The following is a 21973-nucleotide window of genomic DNA, read 5'->3' as shown; positions in this document are numbered from 1 at the left end:
CTCAACCCGTCGTCACGGCCCCCTGGGGTGTCTTCCCCTGGGGAACCGTGGCGACGGAGTCGATCCGGGCCAGGACGTCGTCCGCGCCGTACGGCTGGAGGTAGGGCAGCCACCGCGGGTCGCGATGGCCGGTTCCGATGATCCGCCAGGCCAGTCCGGTCGGCGGGGCGGGTTGATGGTGCAGCCGCCAGCCGAGCTCGCGCAGGTGCCGGTCGGCCTTGACGTGGTTGCAGCGGCGGCAGGCCGCCACCACGTTCTCCCAGGCGTGCGTCCCCCCGCGGCTGCGCGGAATGACGTGGTCGACGCTGGTTGCGACGCCACCGCAGTACACGCAGCGCCCGCCGTCGCGGGCGAACAGGGCTCTGCGGGTCAAGGGAACGGGCCCCCGGTAGGGGACCCGCACGAACCGCTTGAGCCGCACCACACTGGGCGCGGCGAGGACGCGGCTCTCGCTGTGCAGGAAGGCGCCGGACTCCTCCAGACAGAGGGCCTTGTTCTCGAGGACGAGGACGAGCGCGCGGCGGAGCGGTACGACGCCGAGTGGCTCGTACGACGCGTTGAGGACCAGGACATGCGGCACGGATGCCTCCTATGACGCCGGCGGCGCGTGGCTCGCGCCGGGACGAAACTGCAACCAGTCTCTCCTCATGCCGGGCCGCCGCGCCACCACGTGGGAGTAATGGCCCTGGGGTGTTCTCGACCACATCCGCGCGCATCCGGGAGTCTTCCCCGGCCGTGACCCGTCTTCCCCACTGCACATGTGCGCCCACCGCGCCGGGGACACCACGTCTCCCCCGCTAGTGTGGACGGATTGCGAACGCCTGCCTGGAGGTCCCCCGTGTCCTGGTCCGCTGCCCTGCGAGCCGATGATCCGACGCACGTACCGGTGACGCTCGACGAGGCGGCCGAGCGGGCGACGGACGCCGCGGGCTGGGTCGAGCAGAACTGGTCCACCTGGTTGAACACCGGGCTGAAGATCGTCCTCATCCTGGTGGTGGCCTTCACCCTGCGGATGCTCATCCGCAAGGCCCTCACCAAGCTGATAGACCGCATGAACCGCTCGGCCCAGGCGGTCGAGGGCACGGCCCTCGGCGGCCTCCTCGTCAACGCCGAGCGCCGCCGCCAGCGCTCCGAGGCGATCGGCTCCGTGCTGCGGTCCGTCGCCTCCTTCCTCATCCTCGGCACCGCCGGCCTGATGGTCCTCGGCGCCTTCAAGATCGACCTGGCGCCGCTGCTCGCCTCGGCCGGTGTCGCCGGTGTCGCCATCGGCTTCGGCGCCCGCAACCTCGTCACCGACTTCCTCTCCGGCGTCTTCATGATCCTGGAGGACCAGTACGGCGTCGGCGACTCCATCGACGCGGGCGTCGCCTCCGGCGAGGTCGTCGAGGTCGGCCTGCGGGTCACGAAGCTGCGCGGCGTCGACGGCGAGATCTGGTACGTCCGCAACGGCGAGATCAAGCGCATCGGCAACCTCAGCCAGGGCTGGGCCACCGCCGGCGTCGACATCACCGTCCGCCCGACCGAGGACCTCGACGAGGTGCGCGCGGTCATCGCCGGGGCGGCCGACCTCATGTCCAAGGACGAGCCCTGGAACGAGCGCCTGTGGGGCCCGGTCGAGGTCCTCGGCCTGACGGAGGTCCTGCTCGACTCGATGACGGTCCGCGTCTCCGCCAAGACCATGCCCGGCAAGAAGCTCGGCGTCGAGCGCGAACTGCGCTGGCGCATCAAGCGCGCGCTGGACGAGGCGGGCATCCGCATCGTGGGCGGCCTCCCGCCGCAGGGCACGGAGCCGGCCGCCAAGCCCGCCGACCCCACGGCCGCCATGTCGGCCCCGTCGGTCTTCGCCTCCCCCTCCTCCCCGCAGTCGGCGGCGGCGACCCCGCTGCCGAAGCCGGACCTGGGGAAGTAGCCGCTTCCGCCGTACGGGAGAAGGGGCGCCCCGCCGATGACGGCGCGGCGCCCCTTCGCGTGTGCCGCTCCGGGAGGGCCCGGCCGGCGCTCGCCCGTCCTCGCGCCGGTGTTCCGGCCCGCCCGTCAACCCCTCGGTCGTGTGTGCGGGTTCCCCGAGGGGCGCCGAGGTATTGACGCCCCGCTGACCTCCGCCTTACCTTCCTCCCAACCCAATAGGAAACTTTCCTAACAGTGCAACAGGGAGCGTCATGGCCGGTACGACCCCCGGAACACCGGGAACCCCCGGCACCCCGCGCGTGCTGCGGGCCATGAACGACCGGGCGGCGCTGGAGCTGCTGCTCACCCATGGACCACTCTCCCGCACGCGGATCGGGAAACTGACCGGGTTGTCCAAGCCGACCGCGTCACAGCTGCTCGCGCGCCTCGAAGCCGACGGGCTGGTCGTCGCGAGCGGGACGACGGAAGGCCGGCCGGGGCCCAACGCCCAGTTGTACGGGGTGAATCCGGCGGCCGCGTACGCCGCCGGCATGGACGTGGCGCCGGAGCGGATCCGGGCGGCCGTCGCCGATGTCACCGGGCGGGTGGTGGGCGAGTTCGAGCTCGCGACCCCGGGGCGGGCGGCCGGAGGGGTCGTCCGGCACGTGGTGGACGCGCTCGGCGGGGCCGTGAAGGAGGCCGGGCTCACGCCCGGGGACGTCCACCGGCTGGTGATCGGGACGCCCGGCGCGTTCGATCCGGCGACCGGGCGGCTGCGGTACGCCTCGCACCTGCCGGGCTGGCACTCGCCCACGCTGCTCGACGAGCTGGCGGTCGCGCTGCCGATGCCGTTCGCGTACGAGAACGACGTCAACCTGGTCGCGATCGCCGAGCAGCGGCTCGGCGCGGCGCGCGGCCACGAGAACTTCGTGCTGCTGTGGAACGAGACCGGCCTCGGCGCGGCGCTGGTCCTCGGCGGCCGGCTGCACCGCGGGTTCACCGGCGGCGCCGGCGAGGTCGGCTTCCTGCCGGTGCCCGGCACCCCGCTCGTACGGCAGGTGGCGAAGGCGAACTCCGGCGGCTTCCAGGAGCTGGCGGGCGTGCAGGCCATCCCGCGGATCGCCAAGTCCCTGGGCATCCGCACCGCCGGACAGCCCTACGTGCCCACCGCCGCCCGGCTCCTCGCGCACGCCGCCGCGCACCACACCGACGACGAGCGCTACGACCGCCTCCTCGACGCCTACGCCGAGCGCCTCGCGACCGGACTCGCCGCGCTCGTCGCCGTACTCGACCCGGAGCTGATCGTGCTGTCCGGCGCTGCCGTCAGCCCCGGCGGTGAGCCGCTGCGCGCCCGCGTCCAGGCCCAGCTCGCCGACCTCGCGGCCTCCCGGCCGCGGCTCGTCCTCGCCGCCGTCGAACACCACCCCGTTCTGCGCGGGGCCCTCGAATCCGCCCTCGCCACCACTCGCGACGAGGTCTTCGACACGTCCCGCTGAGCCGCACGCCGCCGTCCGTCCCGTCCCGCTCCGCCCAGGGAGAACACGCCATGCCCGCACGCCGTCCCCGCCGGCGCCTCGCCGCCGCGCTCGCCGCCACCTCCTCCATAGCGCTGTTCGCCTCCGCCTGTACGGGCTCCGCGAACAACGCCGCCGCCGACGACCCGAACGCCGAGGTGACCATCACCTTCTGGCACGGCTGGTCGGCGCCGTCCGAGGTGAAGGCGATCAACGACAACATCGCGCGCTTCGAGAAGGCCCACCCGAACATCAAGGTCGACGTCGTCGGCGACATCAACGACGACAAGCTCAACCAGGCGCTGCGCACGGGCGGTTCGAAGGGCCCGGACGTGGTGTCGTCCTTCACCACGTCCAACGTCGGCAAGTTCTGCTCGTCGGGCGCCTTCGCCGATCTGAAGCCCTTCATCGAGAAGTCCCGACTGGACCTCGGCAAGATCATCCCGAAGACGCTGCTCGACTACACCCAGTTCGAGGGCAAGCGCTGCGCGATGCCGCTGCTCACGGACGCGTACGGGCTCTACTACAACAAGACCGCCTTCAAGGCGGCCGGCCTCGACCCCGAGAAGCCCCCGCGGACCTGGTCCGAGCTGCTCGCCGACGCGAAGGCGCTCACCAAGCCCAAGGGCGACGGCTTCGAGCAGCTCGGCTTCATGCCGAACTTCCACGGCTACGAGACCACCACCGAGCACTACCTGGGCAGTTGGGGCCCCGCCTACTTCGACGCGAACGGGAAGTCCACCGTCGGCACCGACCCCGGCATCGCCGACATGATGACCACGCAGAAGAAGCTGGTCGACGAGCTCGGCGGCTACGAGAAGCTGGAGAAGTTCCGCACCTCCTTCGGCGACGAGCTGGGCGCCAAGCACCCCTTCCACACCGGCCAGGTCGCCATGCAGCTCGACGGCGAGTGGCGGCTCGGCATGGCGACCGACGCCAAGGTGCCCTTCGACATCGGCGTCGCGCCGATGCCCGTACCGGACGGCCAGGAGGCCGACTACGGCAAGGGCTACCTGTCCGGCACGATCATGGGCATCGCGCCGCAGAGCAAGAAGCAGAACGCGGCCTGGGAGCTGGTCAAGTTCATGACCACCGACACCGAGGCCGTCGTCTCCTTCGCCAACGGCATCCGCAACGTGCCGTCCACCTTCGACGCCCTGAAGTCGCCGCACCTGACGTTCGACCCGCGCTTCAAGACCTTCCTCGACATCGCCGCGCACCCGAAGTCCAACACGGCGGCCGGCGCGGTCAACGGCGCCACCTACCTCAACACGATCCAGGACTTCGCCCTCCAGTACGAGAAGGGCGGGGTGCCGGACCTCGCGGCGGGTCTCAGGCAGACGGCGCGGCAGATCGACACCGACATCGCCAAGGCGAAGTAGCCGGCCATGAGCACGAACTCCCTGCGCGCCAAGCGGCGGCGCGCCGCGCTGCGCACGGCCGCGTTCCTGTCGCCGTGGCTGGTCGGGTTCGGCGTCTTCTTCGCCTACCCGCTGGTCTCGGCCGTCTACTTCTCCTTCACGGACTACGACGGCTTCGCCGCCCCGTCCTTCAACGGCCTGGCCAACTGGACGTACGTCTTCCAGGACTACCCGCTGTTCTGGCCGGCGCTGCGCAACACCCTGTGGCTGGTCGTCGTCATGACCGCCTGCCGGGTCGTCTTCGGGCTCGGCGTCGGCCTGCTCGTCACGAGGATCAAGACGGGCGCGGGGCTCTTCCGCACCCTGTTCTACCTGCCGTACCTGGCCCCGCCGGTCGCGGCGACGCTCGCCTTCGTCTTCCTGCTCAACCCGGGCACGGGGCCGGTGAACTCGCTGCTCGACGCCGTCGGCGTCCCGGGCCCGGCGTGGTTCAACGACGCCGCCTGGTCCAAGCCCGCGCTGACGATGCTCGCGGTGTGGGGCGTCGGCGACCTCATGGTCATCTTCATGGCCGCCCTGCTCGACGTGCCGAAGGAGCAGTACGAGGCGGCCGAGCTGGACGGCGCCTCGGCGCTGCAGCGGTTCCGGTACGTGACGCTGCCGAACATCTCGCCGATCGTGATGTTCGCCGTGGTCACCGGCGTCATCCAGGCGATGCAGTACTACACGCAGCCGCTGGTCGCCGGAAAGGTCGCCTCCGGCGTCATGGGCGGCTCCGGCCAGACCTTCGAGCCCGGCTACCCCGACAAGTCCACGCTGACCCTGCCGCAGCTCGTCTACAACCTCGGCTTCCAGCGCTTCGACTACGGCGCGGCCTGCGCCACCGCCCTCATCCTCTTCGCCCTGGCCATGGCCTTCACCCTGCTGCTCATGCGCCGCCGCGGCGGTCTGATCCAGGCAGGTGACTGATCCATGAGCCAACTCCTCGACACGGCCGGCGTCCGTACCGGCCGGGCCGGCGCGCCCGCCACCCCCGCCTCGCGCACCGCCCGCCGCAAGGCGCTGCTCCACTGGATCGCGGTGCACGCGCTCGGCGTCGCCGCCGCGCTCTTCTTCGTCCTCCCCTTCGTCTTCGTCCTCCTCACCTCGCTGATGAGCGACCAGCAGGCGCTCACCCGCGATCTCACCCCCGACACCTGGCAGTGGGACAACTACGTCCGCGTCCTCCACACTCCGGGCTTCCTCACGTGGTGGCGCAACACCCTGCTGTACGCGGGCCTCGGCACCGTCCTCACCGTGGTGTCGTCCGTCCCGGTGGCGTACGCGCTCGCCAAGTTCCGCTTCCGCGGCAGCCGGCTCGCGCTGATGCTCGTCATCTCGATGATGATGCTGCCGCCGCAGGTCGTGGTCATCCCGATGTACCTGTTCTGGGCCAAGCAGCTGGACCTGTCCGGCACGCTGTGGCCGCTGATCATCCCGATGGCCTTCGGCGACGCGTTCTCCGTCTTCCTGCTGCGCCAGTTCCTGCTGACCATCCCGGACGAGTACCTCGACGCGGCCCGGGTCGACGGCTGCGGCGAACTGCGCACGCTGCTGCGGGTGGTGCTGCCGATGGCGAAGCCGGGGATCGCGGCGATCGCGCTCTTCCAGTTCTTCGCCGCGTGGAACGACTACTTCGGGCCGCAGATCTACGCCTCCGAGAACCCGGCCGCGTGGACGCTGAGCTACGGCCTGGAGTCCTTCAAGGGCGCGCACCACACCGACTGGAATCTGACCATGGCCGCGACCGTCCTGGTCATGGCCCCCGTGATCCTCGTGTTCTTCTTCGCGCAGAAGGCGTTCGTCGAGGGTGTCACGCTGACCGGAGTGAAGGGCTAGCCGACTGATATGAAGCTCGCTGTCGTGGGGGGCGGCTCCACCTACACCCCCGAACTGATCGACGGATTCGCGCGCTTGCGCGACACCCTGCCCATCACCGAACTCGTCCTCGTCGACCCGGCCGCCGAGCGGCTCGACCTCGTCGGCGGCCTGGCCCGGCGGATCTTCGCCCGGCTGGGCCACGAGGGACGGATCGTCACCACCCCGGACCTGGACGCGGGCGTCGACGGCGCCGACGCCGTCCTGCTCCAGCTGCGCGTCGGCGGACAGGCCGCCCGCGAGCAGGACGAGACCTGGCCGCTGGAGTGCGGCTGCGTCGGACAGGAGACGACCGGCGCGGGCGGCCTCGCGAAGGCGCTGCGCACGGTGCCGGTGGTGCTCGACATCGCCGAGCGGGTCCGCCGCGCCAACCCGAACGCCTGGATCATCGACTTCACCAACCCGGTCGGCATCGTCACCCGGGCGCTGCTCCAGGCCGGCCACAAGGCCGTCGGCCTGTGCAACGTGGCCATCGGCTTCCAGCGGAAGTTCGCGGCGCTGCTCGGCGTGGCCCCGGCGGACGTCCACCTCGACCACGTCGGGCTCAACCACCTGACCTGGGAGACCGGCGTCCGGCTCGGCGGCCCCGAGGGCGAGGACGTGCTGCCGCGGCTGCTCGCCGAGCACGGCGACGCCGTCGCCGCCGACCTGCGGCTGCCGCGCGCGGTCCTCGACCGGCTCGGCGTCGTCCCCTCGTACTACCTGCGCTACTTCTACGCGCACGACGCCGTCGTCGACGAGCTGCGCACCAAGCCGTCGCGGGCGGCGGAGGTCGCGGCGATGGAGCGGCAGCTCCTGGAGATGTACGGGGACCCGGCGCTCGACGAGAAGCCGGCGCTGCTCGCGAAGCGGGGCGGGGCCTTCTACTCGGAGGCGGCGGTGGACCTGGCCGCCTCCCTTCTCGGCGGGGGCGGCGGTTCGCCGTACCAGGTGGTGAACACGTACAACAACGGCACACTGCCGTTCCTGCCGGACGACGCCGTGATCGAGGTGCAGGCGGCGGTGGGCCCGAAGGGGGCGGCGCCGCTGCCGGTGCCGCGGCTCGACCCGCTGTACGCGGGCCTGATCGCGCATGTGACGGCGTACGAGGACCTGGCCCTGGAGGCGGCGCTGCGCGGCGGCCGGGACCGGGTGTTCAGGGCGCTGCTCGCCCATCCGCTGGTGGGGCAGTTCGAGCAGGCGGACGGGCTGACCGACCGGCTGATCGCGCACAACCGGGAGCACCTGGCGTGGGCGTGAACCTCGACGGGCTGCTCCTCGCCGTCGACGCGGGGAACAGCAAGACCGACGTCGCCGTCCTCGCCCCGGACGGCACCGTCCTCGGCGAGGCGCGCGGCGGCGGGTTCCAGCCCCCGGTGGTGGGGGTGGAGGCGGCGGTCGGCGCGCTCGCGGAGATCGTGGACCGGGCCTGGCAGGCGGCCGGCGGGGCCGCGGTGCCGGTGGCGTTCGCGCAGGTCGCGGCCTGTCTCGCCAACGCCGATCTGCCGGTGGAGGAGGCCGCGCTGAAGGCCGGTCTGGAGGCGCGCGGCTGGGGCGGCGCGGTCCACGTCTGGAACGACACCTTCGCCATACTGCGGGCCGGCGTCGACGAGCCGCGCGGTGTCGCCGTGGTGTGCGGCGCGGGCATCAACTGCGTCGGGATGCTGCCGGACGGCCGTACCGCCCGCTTCCCCGCCATCGGCAAGATCTCCGGCGACTGGGGCGGGGGCGGCGGGATGGCCGAGGAGGCGCTGTGGTTCGCGGCCCGCGCCGAGGACGGGCGCGGCGAGCCGACGGCGCTCGCGCGGACGCTGCCGGGGCACTTCGGGCTGCCGACGATGTACGCGCTGATCGAGGCGCTGCACCTGGGGCGCATCCCGGTGGAGCGCAGGCACGAGCTGACGCCGGTGCTGTTCCGCACGAGCGCCGAGGGCGACCCGATCGCCCGGTCCCTGGTGGACCGGCTCGCCGACGAGGTCGTCGCGCTCGCCTCGGTCGCGCTCGGGCGGCTCGGTCTGCTCGACGAGGAGGTGCCGGTGCTGCTCGGCGGCAGCGTGCTCGCGGCCCGGCATCCGCGCCTCGACGACCGGATCGCCGGGCTGCTCGCGGCGAAGGCCCCGAAGGCGGTCGTCGGCGTGGTGGCCGCGCCCCCGGTGCTCGGCGCCGGGCTGCTCGCGCTCGACGCGGCGGGCGCGGGCCCGGCGGCGGCGGAGCGGCTGCGGGGGTACTACGGGGGCTGAGGCCGCCGTAGGGGCACGGCGTGGATGCGGGGCGTTCCTTCGCGGGGCGCCCCGCACGCGTGTTCACCCCATCGAGCGACGTTCGAGACGGAACCGATGTCCACCGGGAGACGTATTCCAGAGTGACAGGTGCGCGAAGGGGAAGAAGGGGTCGAGAGCGGCGAGAGGGGTATCGCTGGCGAGGGTGTCCGGGGTGTGGGGCACGATAGGCACCATCAGCGACAAGATCGAGACAATCCCGGTGTGTGGCCGGGATACTGCGGCCATACTGCTGGCCGGGTAAGCGTCCGCCACTCCACCGGCAGGACGGGATCGACGTCTGAGACCGAGGGGGAGGTCACGTGACATACCCGCCGAACGCGCCCGCCGCCTCGGCGGCGCAGGGCGCCGGCAGCGCGCCCGCGCGGCCGGGTCCCGGCGTGCCCGCGCAGCCGGGACACGGGCCGGGGCAGGTTCCCGGGCAGGTTTCCGGCCAGGGGCAGGTGCCCGCCGTGTCGCCGCCGGCCGCGCCCGGGGTCTGGGCGCAGGGCCGCGAGGTGCTGCGCCGGGCGGCCACGACGGAGCCCGGCCGGCTGCGGATCCTGGGCGCCGTACTGGCCCTGCTCGTCGTGGCGTTCGGGGCGGTGACGGCCTTCGAGGTCGGCGACCGGTCCTCGTACGCGGACGACGTGGTGGGCCGCAGCCAGCCGCTGAGCGCCGACGCCGCCGACATCTACCGCTCGCTCGCCGACGCCGACGCCACCGCCGCGAGCGGCTTCCTGGCCGGCCCGCAGGAGTCCGAGCAGATCCGCCGGCGGTACGCGGACGACATCACCACCGCCTCCCGGCTGCTCGTCAAGGCGGCCGCCGCCACCGACTCCGACGGCGGCTCCGCGAGCGAGATCGCCACGCTCAACGAGCACCTGCCGCGCTACACCGGCCTGATCGAGCGCGCCCGCGCCGCCAACCGGCAGGGCCTGCCCCTCGGCGGCGCCTATCTGCGGTACGCGAACCAGACGATGAGCCGCGACCTGCTGCCGGCCGCCGAGCGGCTGTACGCGGCGGAGACCGCGCGGCTGCACGAGGACGACGACGAGGCGCGCGCCTGGCCGTTCCTCTCGCTCGCCCTCGGGATACTCGCGCTGGCCGTCCTGGTCTGGGCCCAGCTGCGCAACTTCCGCATGACGAACCGCGTGTTCAACCAGGGCATGCTCGCCGCCACCGCCGCCTGTGTCGTGGCCCTGCTGTGGCTCGTCACCGGCCACGGCCTGGCCCGCGCGGGCCTCGACGACGCCCGCGCGCACGGCCAGGAGTCCCTCCAGGTGCTCAACGAGGCCCGGATCGGCTCCCTGAAGGCCCGGGCCAACGAGAACCTGACCGTGGTCGCCCGTGGCGCCGTCCTCACCGAGGACGGCAAGCACGACAAGTACGAGTCCGACTACGGCAGCAGCTTCGCCACCCTCTCGAAGGCTCTCGCCGAGGCCACCCGGCTCGCCGACGACGACGCGGGCCGCAGCCCGCTCACCGAGGCCGCCGCCCGGGCCGGCGAGTGGCAAAAGCGCCACCAGCAGGCCCGCGAGCTGGACGACGCCGGTGACTTCACCGGCGCCATGAACCGGATGATCGGCACGACCGAGTCCACCGGCCAGTCCTTCGACCAGGTCGACGCGGCCCTCGGCCGCGCCCTGGCCCACGAGCAGGACGAGTTCACCCGCGCCGCCGACGGCGGCCGGAACGCACTGACCGGGCTGCCGCTGGGCGCGGCCGTGCTCGGCGTGCTCGCCGCGGCCTGCGCCGTCCTCGGCGTCAACCGCAGACTGTCGGAGTACCGGTGAGAGGGGGCGACATGCCGGACGGTGTCGAGCGGACGACCGGAGCGGGCCGGGTACCGGACGGCACGGCCGCGCCCGGACCCCATGAGGGCCCGGCGGGCGCGACAGGCGCGGCAGGCGCGGCGGGCGCGGCGCCGCTCGGCGGCGACGCCGCGTCGGCCCTGAGCGAGGCCTCGGGCACGGCGGCGAGCGGCACGGCGGCGAGCGTCACCGGGGCCGCTCCGCGCACGCCCCGGCCGCGCCGGGTGTCCGGGCGGGCCGCGGTCGCGGGCCCGGCGACGGGCCCGGACGAGCTGACGGTCACGGCCGCGTACGCGCCCGCCGCCCCGGCCCGCCGGCCGCGGTCGCGGCTGCGCGGCTGGGGCGGCGTCGCCGCCATGGGCGTGGCCTGCGGGCTCACCGCCTCGCTCGCGCTGCTCGCGCTGCCGCACACCGCGGACCGGGCCGGCGTGCCGGTCGCGGCGCCCGGCACGGGCGAGGGCGTGCAGGTCACCGCGAGGAACGGGGAGGACGCCCGGAGCGCGGAGACCTGCAAGGACGCGGAGGCGTCGCTGACGCCGTCGGGCGCCGACGGGCCGTCCGTCGTGAAGATCAAGCAGCGCGGGAAGCTCGTCGTCGGCGTCGACCAGTCCAGCTACAACTGGGGCTTCCGCACACCGCCGACGGTGACCCGGCTGCCCGACGGCTCGGCGAAGGAGACGCCCGGCGAGCTGCAGGGCTTCGACATCGACCTGGCGAAGGCGATCGCGAAGGACATCCTCGGCGACGAGAACGCCGTCATCTTCCGCACCATCCCGACCAACCAGCGCATCGCCGCCCTGGAGAGCGGCAAGGTCGACCTCGTGGTGCGCACGATGACGATCAACTGCAAGCGGATCCAGCAGGTCGCCTTCTCCACCGCCTACTTCCAGGCCGGCCAGCAGGTCCTCGCCCCCAAGTCGTCCCCGATCACCGGCTACGACTCCTCGCTCAGCGGCAAGCGCATCTGCACCGCCGAGGGCTCGACGGCCTACGAGGCCCTGGAGGAGAAGTCGTTCGGCGCGGTCTACAAGGACGTCGGCGACGACACCAAGGACGACCCGGACCTGCTGACCGTGCCCAACCAGCTGGACTGCCTGGCCCGGCTGCAGATGGGCGAGGTCGACGCCGTCGTCACGGACAACGCGCTCGCGGCCGGCCAGGCAGCGCAGGACCCGGCCGTCGAGCTCAAGGGGCGGCCCTTTACCACCGAGTACTACGGCGTGGCCGCCAAGCTCGGCAACGACGACCTGGTCCGCCGGGTGAACCAGGTGCTCGTGCGGTACCGGCAGGGCCCCTGGCAGAAGGCGTACGACACCTGGCTGAAGGCGGACCTGCCCGGCATATCCGGGCCGCCGGCCCCCAAGTACAAGGAGAACGAGAGGTGATCATGGGCGTCGCGGGCACCCCCGGGCCGGTAACGGCCTCAGCCGCGATGGGCAGCGGGAGAAGGAGCGGCGAATGGGGCCTTCGCATCCGAGGCGGAGGAGGGAGTGAGGGCGGAGCCGTCGCGACTGACCACAACGCCACAGGCGGGGGCCCCGGACGCCGCGACGCCGCTGACCGTCGTGGGTGAGGCCGTGATGGACCGGGACGAGGTGGACCGTGCGCTGGCGCGGCTCGGCGCGGAGCACAAGGCGGTCGAGGACTCGCTCCTCGCGCTGCAGGACCACGCCGGCCGCAGGCTGCTCGAAGGTGCCGGGCTGACCGGGACGACCCGGGTCCGCTGGGCTGCCACCGAGCGGACCATCACCCTGCTCTGGGCGTACTTCGACGCGTACACCGCCGCCCTGCACGACGCCCGTGAGGTGCGGGCCCGGCGCCGCTGGCCCGGCCGGGACGAGCTGGTGGAGCTGACCGACCGGCTGCGCGGCGCGAGCGTGCACGTGCCGGGCGGGGCGCGGGAGGAGGAGGCGCTCACCGAGGCGTTCAGCCTGGACGCCCTGGTCCGGCGGATGAACGAGCTGTACGCGCGCTCGCTGGACGTCGTCGTCACCGCGGACGCGGTGTGGTCGGCGCTGCCCGCGCGGATCGACCTGCTCGCCGCCGAGCTGGGCCGCACCCGCTCGCTCGCCCACTCGGTGGGCGTGCGGCCCGGGGAGCATCCGGCCGGCGACGAGCTGGAGGAGATCACGGCCGAGCTGTCGGCGCTGCGGGAGCAGGTCATATCCGACCCGCTGGCGTTCTGGCGGCCGGCCGAGGGCAGTTCGGCGCCCGGCGGCGGCCGGCCCGACACCGGGCGGTACGACACGGCGGCCCGCGCCCTGGAGGACATCCGGCGGGAGATCGAGGCGGTGCTGCGGGTCCGGCAGGACTCGGAGGACCGGCTGCTGCGGCTGCGGGACGTGCTGTCGCGCGCGGACCGCACGCTCGCCGAGGCCCGCGCGGCCCGCGGCGAGGTGCTGGCGAAGATCGCAGCGTCGGAGGTGCCGGCGGTCAGCGGGCCGCCGACGGCGCTGCAGGAGCGGCTCTCGGCGGCCGCCGAACACCGCCGGCACGCCCGCTGGCACCGGCTCTCGCCGCTCCTGGACGCCCTGGAGCGGGAGGCGGAGGACGAGCTGCTGCGCGCCCGTGAGCAGTTGACGGCGGTGACCGCGCCGCTGGCGGTGCGCGCCGAGCTGCGCGGCCGGCTCGACGCGTACAAGGCGAAGGTGGCCCAGCTGGGCGGTGCGGAGGACCCGTTCCTCATCGAGCGGTACGACGCGGCCCGGCGGATGCTGTGGAGCGCGCCCTGCGATCTGCGGGCGGCCGAGCAGGCGGTGCTGCGCTACCAGCGGGCGGCGGCCGAGGCGCTGTCGGGGCCGCGGGACACACGGGGGGATCGATCATGAGCGGGGAGTCCGGAGTGAGCAGTTGTCAGCGTCCGACGTGCGAGGGATCGTACGAGGACATGGGCGGCGGCGAGCTGTACTGCGACACCTGCGGTCTCGCCCCGGTCGTCGCGCCCGGCGGCATGCTCGCCGCAAACCCGACGGGCCTGGCCGTGCCGGGCCGCGAGTCGTCGAAGGGCTCGGGCAGCAGCTCGGCGCGCAGCGGTTCGCGCGCCTCCTCCCGGACGTCCTCGCGGTCCTCGGCGTCCCGGCGTTCGGTCTCCGGGCGGCTCTCGCGCTCGCTGTCGGGGCAGGGTTCGGCGCGCTCGGTGTCGGTGCGCAGCTCGGGTTCGACCGGCTCGCAGTCGGGGCGCGGCCGGCTGGGCGCGGGCCTGGTGGCGGTGCCGGAGGTGCCGCGTCCGGATCCGCGTGCGGCGGTGATGGCGAACCCCGAGGTGCCCGAGAGGAAGCGATTCTGCTCGCGTTCCGACTGCGGTGCGCCGGTGGGCCGTTCGCGCGGTGACCGGCCGGGCCGTACGGAGGGCTTCTGCACCAAGTGCGGCCATCCGTACTCCTTCGTGCCGAAGCTGCGGGCCGGCGACGTGGTGCACGGGCAGTACGAGGTGGTGGGCTGCCTCGCGCACGGCGGCCTCGGCTGGATCTACCTCGCCGTCGACCGGGCGGTCTCGGACCGCTGGGTGGTCCTCAAGGGCCTGCTCGACACCGGTGACCAGGACGCCATGGCGGCCGCGATCTCGGAGCGCCGCTTCCTCGCGGAGATCGAGCACTCCAACATCGTCCGCATCTACAACTTCGTCGAGCACCTCGACCCGCGCACCGGCTCCCTGGACGGCTACATCGTCATGGAGTACGTGGGCGGCAAGTCGCTCAAGGAGATCGCCAACGACCGCCGCACGCCCGACGGCCGGCGCGACCCGCTGCCGGTCGAGCAGGCGTGCGCGTACGGCATCGAGGCCCTGGAGGCGCTCGGCCACCTGCACAGCCGCAACCTGCTCTACTGCGACTTCAAGGTCGACAACGCGATCCAGACCGAGGACCAGCTCAAGCTCATCGACATGGGCGCGGTCCGGCGGATGGACGACGACGAGTCGGCGATCTACGGCACGGTCGGCTACCAGGCGCCGGAGGTCGCCGAGGTCGGCCCGTCGGTGGCCAGCGACCTGTACACGGTGGCGCGCACGCTCGCCGTGCTCACCTTCGACTTCCAGGGCTACACCAACGTCTACGCCGACTCGCTGCCGGAGCCGGACGGCATCGAGGTGCTGCGGACGTACGAGTCGTTCTACCGCTTCCTGGTGCGGGCCACCGACCCGGACCCGGCCCGCCGCTTCTCCTCCGCGCAGGAGATGGCCGAGCAGCTGACGGGTGTGCTGCGGGAGGTCGTGGCACTGCAGTCGGGCCGGCCCCGGCCGGCGCTGTCGACGCTGTTCGGCGCCGAGGTGCGGGTCACGGACACCGAGCTGTTCGACGAGCAGACCGACGACGTGTCGGTGCTCGGGGCGCGCGAGACCCGGCGCGGCGGACCGCGCGGCGGACGCGGGGCGCTGCCCACGGCCGTCCCGGGCCGGGCCGGGGCGTTCCTGCGCCCGCTGGACGTGCCCGCGACGACGCTCGCGCTGCCCGTGCCGCGCGTCGACCCGGCCGACCCCAACGCCGGTTTCCTCGCCGGCCTCCTCGCCGCCGCCCCCGCCGAGCTGATCACCGCGCTGCACGCGGCGCCGGTCGCCTCGCTCGAACTGCGGCTGCGCGAGCTGCGGGCCCGCCTGGAGATGGGCGACACCGGGGCCGCCGGGCGCGCCCTTGAGGACCTGGAGCGCGGGTACGGGGACGACTGGCGCGTGGTCTGGTACCGCGGCGTCACCTCGCTGGTCGCCGGCGACCGGGAGAACGCGGCGCTCGCCTTCGACGCGGTCTACGACGCCTTCCCCGGCGAGCCCGCGCCCAAGCTGGCGCTCGGCGTGTGCGCGGAGGTGCTCGGCCAGCTGGACAACGCGGCGGAGTACTACCGCCTGGTGTGGGCGACCGACCCGAGCTACGTCAGCGCCGCGTTCGGCCTGGCCCGGGTGCAGATGGCGGCGGGCGACCGGGCGGGCGCGGTGCGCACCCTGGAGTCCGTGCCCGAGTCGTCCATCCACTACACGGCCGCCCGGGTCGCGGCCGTCCGGGCCCGGCTGCGCCGCCGCCCGGCGAACGAGCCGCTCGGCGGCGACCTGACGGCGGCCGCCGCGCAGGTCGCCGCGCTCCAGGGCTTCGGCCTGGACGCGGTGCGCCGCGAGCGCCTGGCGACCGAGGTCCTCGGCACGGCCCTCGACTGGGTGCTCTCCGGGAGCCCCGGCACGAGTCCGGCCGGCACGGCGCTGCTCGGCAGCGAACTGGACGAGCGCGGACTGCGCTTCGGCCTCGAACGCTCCTACCGGGTGCTCGCCCGGCTCGCCCAGCGCGGCGAGGAGAGGATCGAACTGGTGGAGCGGGCCAACCGCTACCGCCCCAGGACGTGGGTGTGAGTATGTCCCTGAAGCCCAAGGCCCCGCACCCCCTGGGGACCTGCCCCGAGTGCGCCGAGCCGCTCGAATCGGGGGATCGTTTCTGCGGCGCGTGCGGTTACGACCTGTCGGCCGCCGGAGCGGAGCCCGAGCCGGACCGCCCGACGGTCCCGATCGCCCTCCCCGTCGACTGGCCGGAGCCCCCGCCCCGCGACCCCGCCTCCCTCACCACGGCCACCCAGCACCCCGGCGACCTGCCGGGCACGGACTCGGGCGGCCGCGACCTGCCGACGATGCCGGTGCGGACCGACGGGGTGCCGGCCGCGCCGGCGGCCGCCCCCGCGGCCCAGGGCACGGCCCCGGCCCAGGGCACGGCGGCCGCCGGCTCGCCGTCCGCCCCGGTCGCGGGTGCGGCCTGGGGCTCCGGCGGGTCCGTCGGCCCGGTCCGGGGCACGGACCCGCCGGCGGGCCCGGCGCCGGCGGCTCCGGCCGCCGCCGACGGGGGCGCCGGCCGGAGCCCGGCCCCGGCGGCCGCCGGACCCGCCTCCGCGCCCACCGCCGAACCAGTCGCCTCCGACGGCGACTTCACCCTCGCCGCGCCCGACCCGCGCGCCGCGCTCCAGGCCGGGCCCGCCGCCGCCGTGCCCGCCATCCCCGAGCCCGTCGCCGCCGACCCGCGCAAGCTGTGCGTCGCCTGCCGGACCGGGCGGGTGGACGGGGACGGGTACTGCGAGCACTGCGGTCACGCGCAGCCGCGCGAGCGGGATCACATGGAGGAGGAGCTGCCGGCGGTCGCCGCCGTGAGCGACCGGGGGCTGCGGCACCACCGCAACGAGGACAGCTTCGCCGTCGCGGCGGCCGCGCTGCCCGACGGGACGCCCGCGGTGGTCGGCGTGGTCTGCGACGGCGTGTCGTCGGCGACCCGGCCCGACGAGGCGTCCGCCGCCGCCGCCCGCGCGGCGAAGGAGACGCTCGTGGCGGCCCTGCCGCGGGGCACGCATCCGCAGCAGGCGATGCACGAGGCGATCGTGGCGGCGGCCGAGGCGGTCAACTCCCTGGCGGAGCCCGCCGCCGCCGAGCGCGAGCACCACACCAACGCGCCGGCCTGCACCATCGTCGGCTCGATCGTCACGGGCGGGCTGCTCGTGGTCGGCTGGGTCGGCGACAGCCGGGCGTACTGGGTGCCCGACGACCGCGGCGCGCCGCCCGCCCGGCTCACCGAGGACGACTCGTGGGCCGCGCAGATGGTGGCCACGGGCCTGATGAACGAGGCGCAGGCGTACGCGGACGAGCGCGCCCACGCCATCACGGGCTGGCTCGGCGCCGACGCGTACGAACTGGAACCGCACACGGCCGCGTTCAAACCGGACCGGCCGGGCGTGGTGGTGGTGTGCACCGACGGGCTGTGGAACTACGCGGAAGGGGCCGAGGAGATGGCGCGGATCATGCCCGCCGACGCCGCCGCCCGCCCGCTGCACGCGGCCCAGGTGCTCGTCGGCCACGCGCTCGACGGCGGCGGCCACGACAACATCACGGTCGCGCTGCTGCCGTTCGTCCTGCCGCCCGCCGGGGCAGGATCGGCCTGACCGGCCGTCCGCCCCTCCCCTACCGACCCACTCTTCTCTTCTCGTGAGCCGAGGAGCCGAATCACCCATGGCCAACTTCTCCAAGCCGACCGGGCCGCAGTTCTCGGTGGACGTGTACCAGAACGAGTTCCTGCCGGAGGGCGGGCGGGACGTCAACGCGATCGTCACCGTCACCGCGACCGGTGGCGGCACCGTCGCCGCCGGACTGCCGCGGGCCGCTGCCGGCGGCCGCTCCGCCGCGGTCGTGCTGATGCTCGACTGTTCGGGTTCGATGGACTACCCGGCGACCAAGATGCGCGGCGCGCGCGAGGCGGCCGCGGCCGCCATCGACACCCTGCGCGACGGCACCGCGTTCGCGCTGGTCGCCGGTACGCACGTGGCGAAGGAGGTGTACCCGGGCGGCGGCCGGCTCGCCGTGGCCGACGCGCGCACCCGCGCCGAGGCCAGGGACGCGCTGCGCTCCCTGAGCGCGGGCGGCGGCACCGCCATCGGCACCTGGCTGCGGCTCGCCGACCGGCTCCTGCACTCCGACGGTGCGTCCGCCGCGCCGATCCGGCACGGCATCCTGCTCACCGACGGCCGCAACGAGCACGAGTCACCCGCCGATCTGCGCGCCGCCCTGGACGCCTGCGCGGGCCGCTTCACCTGTGACGCGCGCGGTGTGGGCACCGACTGGGAGGTCGAGGAGGTCAAGGGCATCGCCCGGGCCCTGCTCGGCACCGCCGACATCGTCGCCGACCCGGCCGGCCTCACGGCGGACTTCACGACGATGATGGAACGCGCCATGGACAAGGAGGTCGCGGACGTCGCGCTGCGGCTGTGGACCCCGGTCGGCGTGGAGATCGGCTTCGTGAAGCAGGTGGCGCCGACGGTAGAGGACCTGACGGGCCGCCGCACCGAGGCGGGCCCGCGCGCCGGGGACTACCCGACGGGCTCGTGGGGCGACGAGTCCCGCGACTACCACGTGTCCGTGCGCGTCCCGCAGGCCGCGGTCGGCCAGGAGATGCTGGCCGCCCGGGTCTCGCTGATCGTGCCGGACCCGGCGGGCGGCACTCCGGTGACGCTGTCCCAGGGGCTGGTACGGGCGGTGTGGACGGACGACATGGTGATGTCCACGGCCATCAACGCGCAGGTCGCGCACTACACCGGGCAGGCCGAGCTGGCCGACGCCATCCAGCAGGGCATGGACGCCCGTAAATCGGGTGATCGTGACGGTGCGACGGCCAAGCTGGGGCGAGCGGTGCAGCTCGCGGCGGCCTCCGGGAACGCCGATACCGCGAAACTGCTTTCGAAGGTGGTGGACGTGGTCGACGCCGCGACGGGTACTGTGCGGTTGAAGGCGAAGGTCGCGGAAGCGGACGAGATGACTCTCGAGACGCGCTCCACCAAGACCGTTCGCGTGAAGAAGTAGCCGGAAACACCAACGGACACACAGGGCCGTAACGGACGACGAGAGGGGGAAGCACCGACATGCCGACCTGCCCGAACGGACACCAGTCGGTCTCCGACGACTGGTGCGAGGTCTGCGGCCACCGCATGGCCGGGGCGGGTGCGCCGACGGGTGCCGTACCGCCGCCTCCCCCGCCGCCGCCCGCCTACGGTTACCCGGGCCCCGGCGGCCCGGCCGGCCCCGGTCCCGGCGGCCCGCCGCCCCCGCCGCCGATGCCCGGCGCGCCCGGTGCTCCCGGCGCGCCCGGTGGCCCCGGTGGTTACGACCCGAACGCGACCGCCCAGGCCGAGCTGTGCCCGCAGTGCCGCACCCCGCGCGAGCCGATGGCGCCGTTCTGCGAGGAGTGCCGCTGGAACTTCCTCACGAACACGGCGACCTCGTACACCCCGATCGCCCCGGCGCCCGGCCCGGGCATGCCGCCGGCCGGCGGCCCCGGCGGCCCCGGCGGGCTCAACCTGCCGCCCGGCTTCCAGTCGCCGCAGCGGCCCGGGCAGCCGCAGCCGCCGCACCCCCACCCGGACCCGTTCGAGTACCAGGGCTCGCGGCCCTCGCAGGTGAACCGGCCGGCCGAGCCGCTGGGCGCGGACCCGACGCACCACCAGGCCCCGCCGCAGCGCCCGCAGGTCCCCGGGGCGCCCATGGCCCCGCAGGCGTTCCAGCCGGCCCCGCCGCCGGCCGGCGGCCCCGGCATGCCTCCGCCGCCGGCGCCGCCGCAGCCGCGCGCCGACGACGACTGGCTGCTCCCGCCCCCGTCCCGCTCGGAACAGCCGGCGCCCGCGCCCGGCTCCGCGCCGCCGCCCCTGCCCCCGCTGCCCGGCCAGGGCGGCCCCGGCCCGCAGGGTCCCGGTCCGCAGGGTCCCGGTCCGCACGGCCCCGGCCCGGGTCCGCAGGGTCCGCCGCCCGCGCCGTTCCGGCAGCAGCCGCCTCAGCCGCAGGCCCCGCAGCCGCGTCCGCAGCCGGCGAGCTGGAGCGCGGTGATCGGCCCGGACCGCGACTACTTCATGGCGATGATGCAGCGCAGCGGCCCGGAGGCGACGGGGCTCAACCTGCCCGCGTACTCCCCCGAGCAGCACATCCCGCTCCAGGGCAACCAGGTCAGCATCGGCCGCCGCCGGCACTCCACCGGCGAGTCGCCCGACATCGACCTGTCGGTGCCGCCGGAGGACCCGGGCGTCTCGCACCAGCACGCGGTGCTCGTGGCGCAGCCCGACGGCTCGTGGGCGGTGGTGGACCAGAACTCCACCAACGGCACCACGATCAACGGCTCGCCCGACCCGATCCAGCCCTACGTGCCGGTGCAGCTGGGCGACGGCGACCGGGTGCACGTGGGCGCCTGGACGACGATCACCGTCCGGCGCGACTGAGCGCACCTCACTAGAGGTCCGGCAGCGGCCAGGCGTACGGCCCCTCGGGGTCGTCCAGCCAGGCCCACTGCCGGCCCTCCCGCACCGTCACCCCGAAGCGCTCCCGCTCCGGCTGCCGTTCGCGCTGCCAGAGCGAGAGCGCTTCGCCCATGTCCAGGCGCTCCCCGGCGAGCCCGGCGAGGAACTGGAAGCCCTCGTCCTCGTACACCCGGCGCGGCACCCCGCCCGCGCGCCGGCGCGGGGGGCGGGCGGCGCCGCCGCCGCGCAGCGGGACGAAGTAGGCGGAGGTGTCGAGGAACCGCCCCTCGGCGTGCTCCGGGTCGCGGACGGCGAGCAGGATCAGGCCGGTGGAGAGCGGGGCGAGGATCCGGGCGCCGGGCCGGCACTGGGCGAGCCAGGGGCAGGGCACGGCGGGGATCTCGCAGGTGGCGACGATCCGGTCGTACGGGGCGTGCTCGGGGCAGCCGCGGGCGCCGTCGCCGGTGAGCACGGCGGGCCGGTGGCCGGCGGCGGCGAGGTGGGCGCGGGCGGACTCGGCGATCTCCTCGTCCAGGTCGACGGTGGTGACGTGGCGGTCGCCGAGGCGGTGGCAGAGCAGGGCGGCGCCGTAGCCGCTGCCGGCGCCGATCTCCAGGACGTCGTGGCCGGCGCCGATGTCGAGGGCTTCGAGCATCCGGGCCATGAGGGAGGGCTGGCTGGCGGAGGAGAGCAGCTCGCCGTCCCGGACCCGGGTGGCGAGCGCCCCGTCCTGGTAGGCGCCGCGCAGCCAGCGGGCGCGCCGGGCGGGGTCGGGGTCGCCTGACCAGAGGCGTTCGTAGCCGGCCGGTCCGCTCACGTAGTAGGAGGGGACGAAGAGGTGGCGCGGGACCTCGGCGAACGCGGCCCGCCAGGCGGGGTCGCGCAGGTCGCCGCGCGCCTCGATCTCGCGCACCAGCGCCCGCCGCGCCCGCGCGCCCTCCTCGGCGAACATGTCGCGCCGCACGTCCTCCATGTCTCCACTCTGCTGCGCGCCGCCCCGTTCCGGCCACCAGTCCTAAGCCTCCGGTCCTCCGTCCGGGCATCTGAGACGATGGAACGGTGAACGAGATTCCGCGCGGCACGCTTCAGGAGCAGACCTTCTACGAGCAGGTGGGTGGCGAGGAGACCTTCCGGCGCCTGGTCCGCCGCTTCTACCAGGGGGTCGCCGAGGACCCGCTGCTGCGGCCGATGTACCCGGAGGAGGACCTGGGCCCGGCCGAGGAGCGGCTCGTGCTCTTCCTCATGCAGTACTGGGGCGGCCCGCGCACCTACAGCGACCACCGAGGCCATCCGCGGCTGCGGATGCGGCACGCCCCGTTCACGGTGGACCGGGCGGCGCACGACGCGTGGCTGCGGCACATGCGGGACGCGGTGGACGAGCTGGGGCTCGCGCCGGAGCACGAGCAGGAGCTGTGGCGGTATCTGACCTTCGCCGCGTCCGCGATGATCAACACCGCGGAGTAGCCCCATGCGCCGCGCCTTGACCGCCCGCTCCCGGACGAACACATTCCGGT

General features: G+C 74.3%; 17 protein-coding genes. 15 read left to right on the top strand and 2 right to left on the bottom strand.

The features are described from left to right. Window position 1: 1 nt before the first annotated feature. Window positions 2-580 (bottom strand): HNH endonuclease, encoded by a 579-nt coding sequence (locus tag ACFYU9_RS07740; RefSeq protein ID WP_389206227.1) that lies wholly within the window; start codon window positions 578-580, stop codon window positions 2-4. A 258-nt stretch (window positions 581-838) separates the two neighbouring features. Between ACFYU9_RS07740 and ACFYU9_RS07735 the strand changes: the two genes are divergently transcribed. From ACFYU9_RS07735 to ACFYU9_RS07670, 14 genes are all read left to right on the top strand, one after another. Then, window positions 839-1909, top strand: coding sequence for a mechanosensitive ion channel family protein (locus tag ACFYU9_RS07735; RefSeq protein WP_389343531.1), 1071 nt, complete (start codon window positions 839-841; stop codon window positions 1907-1909). Between the two features lie 250 nt (window positions 1910-2159). Beyond that, entirely contained in the window at window positions 2160-3383 is a 1224-nt protein-coding gene (locus tag ACFYU9_RS07730) for an ROK family protein (RefSeq protein ID WP_389343528.1), read from the top strand. Between the two features lie 50 nt (window positions 3384-3433). Then, the gene (locus ACFYU9_RS07725; protein WP_389343525.1) at window positions 3434-4783 is read left to right on the top strand and encodes an ABC transporter substrate-binding protein; all 1350 of its coding nucleotides are present in this window, start codon (window positions 3434-3436) and stop codon (window positions 4781-4783) included. Window positions 4784-4789: 6 nt separating this feature from the next. Next, the gene (locus tag ACFYU9_RS07720; protein WP_389206236.1) at window positions 4790-5731 is read left to right on the top strand and encodes a carbohydrate ABC transporter permease; all 942 of its coding nucleotides are present in this window, start codon (window positions 4790-4792) and stop codon (window positions 5729-5731) included. Between the two features lie 3 nt (window positions 5732-5734). Continuing rightward, the gene (locus tag ACFYU9_RS07715; RefSeq protein WP_389206238.1) at window positions 5735-6640 is read left to right on the top strand and encodes a carbohydrate ABC transporter permease; all 906 of its coding nucleotides are present in this window, start codon (window positions 5735-5737) and stop codon (window positions 6638-6640) included. A 9-nt stretch (window positions 6641-6649) separates the two neighbouring features. Beyond that, on the top strand, window positions 6650-7918 hold the full coding sequence (locus ACFYU9_RS07710; RefSeq protein ID WP_389206240.1) for a 6-phospho-beta-glucosidase: 1269 nt from the start codon (window positions 6650-6652) through the stop codon (window positions 7916-7918). Further along, window positions 7909-8898 (top strand): N-acetylglucosamine kinase, encoded by a 990-nt coding sequence (locus ACFYU9_RS07705; RefSeq protein WP_389343522.1) that lies wholly within the window; start codon window positions 7909-7911, stop codon window positions 8896-8898. Before ACFYU9_RS07710 ends, ACFYU9_RS07705 begins: the two co-directional genes overlap by 10 nt. A 341-nt stretch (window positions 8899-9239) precedes the next feature. Next, complete coding sequence (locus tag ACFYU9_RS07700; protein WP_389343519.1) at window positions 9240-10712, top strand: hypothetical protein; 1473 nt, start codon at window positions 9240-9242, stop codon at window positions 10710-10712. 374 nt (window positions 10713-11086) lie between these two features. Further along, the gene (locus ACFYU9_RS07695; RefSeq protein ID WP_389344140.1) at window positions 11087-12115 is read left to right on the top strand and encodes a glutamate ABC transporter substrate-binding protein; all 1029 of its coding nucleotides are present in this window, start codon (window positions 11087-11089) and stop codon (window positions 12113-12115) included. A gap of 195 nt (window positions 12116-12310) precedes the next feature. Next, window positions 12311-13558 (top strand): hypothetical protein, encoded by a 1248-nt coding sequence (locus tag ACFYU9_RS07690; protein ID WP_389344138.1) that lies wholly within the window; start codon window positions 12311-12313, stop codon window positions 13556-13558. Then, the gene (locus ACFYU9_RS07685; RefSeq protein WP_389206247.1) at window positions 13555-16062 is read left to right on the top strand and encodes a tetratricopeptide repeat protein; all 2508 of its coding nucleotides are present in this window, start codon (window positions 13555-13557) and stop codon (window positions 16060-16062) included. The genes ACFYU9_RS07690 and ACFYU9_RS07685 overlap by 4 nt, the downstream gene beginning before the upstream one ends. Before the next feature lie 2 nt (window positions 16063-16064). Then, window positions 16065-17627 carry a PP2C family serine/threonine-protein phosphatase gene (locus tag ACFYU9_RS07680; protein ID WP_389344136.1) on the top strand — a complete coding sequence of 521 codons (1563 nt, stop codon included), beginning with the start codon at window positions 16065-16067 and terminating at the stop codon, window positions 17625-17627. A gap of 67 nt (window positions 17628-17694) precedes the next feature. Continuing rightward, a complete protein-coding gene (locus tag ACFYU9_RS07675) occupies window positions 17695-19038 on the top strand; it encodes a VWA domain-containing protein (protein WP_389206249.1) in 1344 nt (447 codons plus the stop codon). A gap of 59 nt (window positions 19039-19097) precedes the next feature. After that, window positions 19098-20441 (top strand): FHA domain-containing protein, encoded by a 1344-nt coding sequence (locus tag ACFYU9_RS07670; RefSeq protein ID WP_389343517.1) that lies wholly within the window; start codon window positions 19098-19100, stop codon window positions 20439-20441. A 10-nt stretch (window positions 20442-20451) separates the two neighbouring features. Here ACFYU9_RS07670 and ACFYU9_RS07665 read toward each other — a convergent pair whose 3' ends face one another. Continuing rightward, window positions 20452-21432, bottom strand: a complete 981-nt coding sequence (locus tag ACFYU9_RS07665; RefSeq protein WP_389206253.1) for a methyltransferase domain-containing protein — start codon at window positions 21430-21432, stop codon at window positions 20452-20454. 86 nt (window positions 21433-21518) lie between these two features. Here ACFYU9_RS07665 and ACFYU9_RS07660 point away from each other — a divergent pair, with 86 nt between their 5' ends. Further along, entirely contained in the window at window positions 21519-21923 is a 405-nt protein-coding gene (locus tag ACFYU9_RS07660; RefSeq protein WP_389206255.1) for a globin, read from the top strand. The last annotated feature ends 50 nt before the right edge of the window (window positions 21924-21973 follow it).

The organism is Streptomyces sp. NPDC004327 (genome assembly GCF_042873935.1).
In the GTDB taxonomy this organism is placed as follows: Bacteria; Actinomycetota; Actinomycetes; order Streptomycetales; family Streptomycetaceae; genus Streptomyces.
This window is presented reverse-complemented; position numbering and strand designations above follow the sequence as displayed.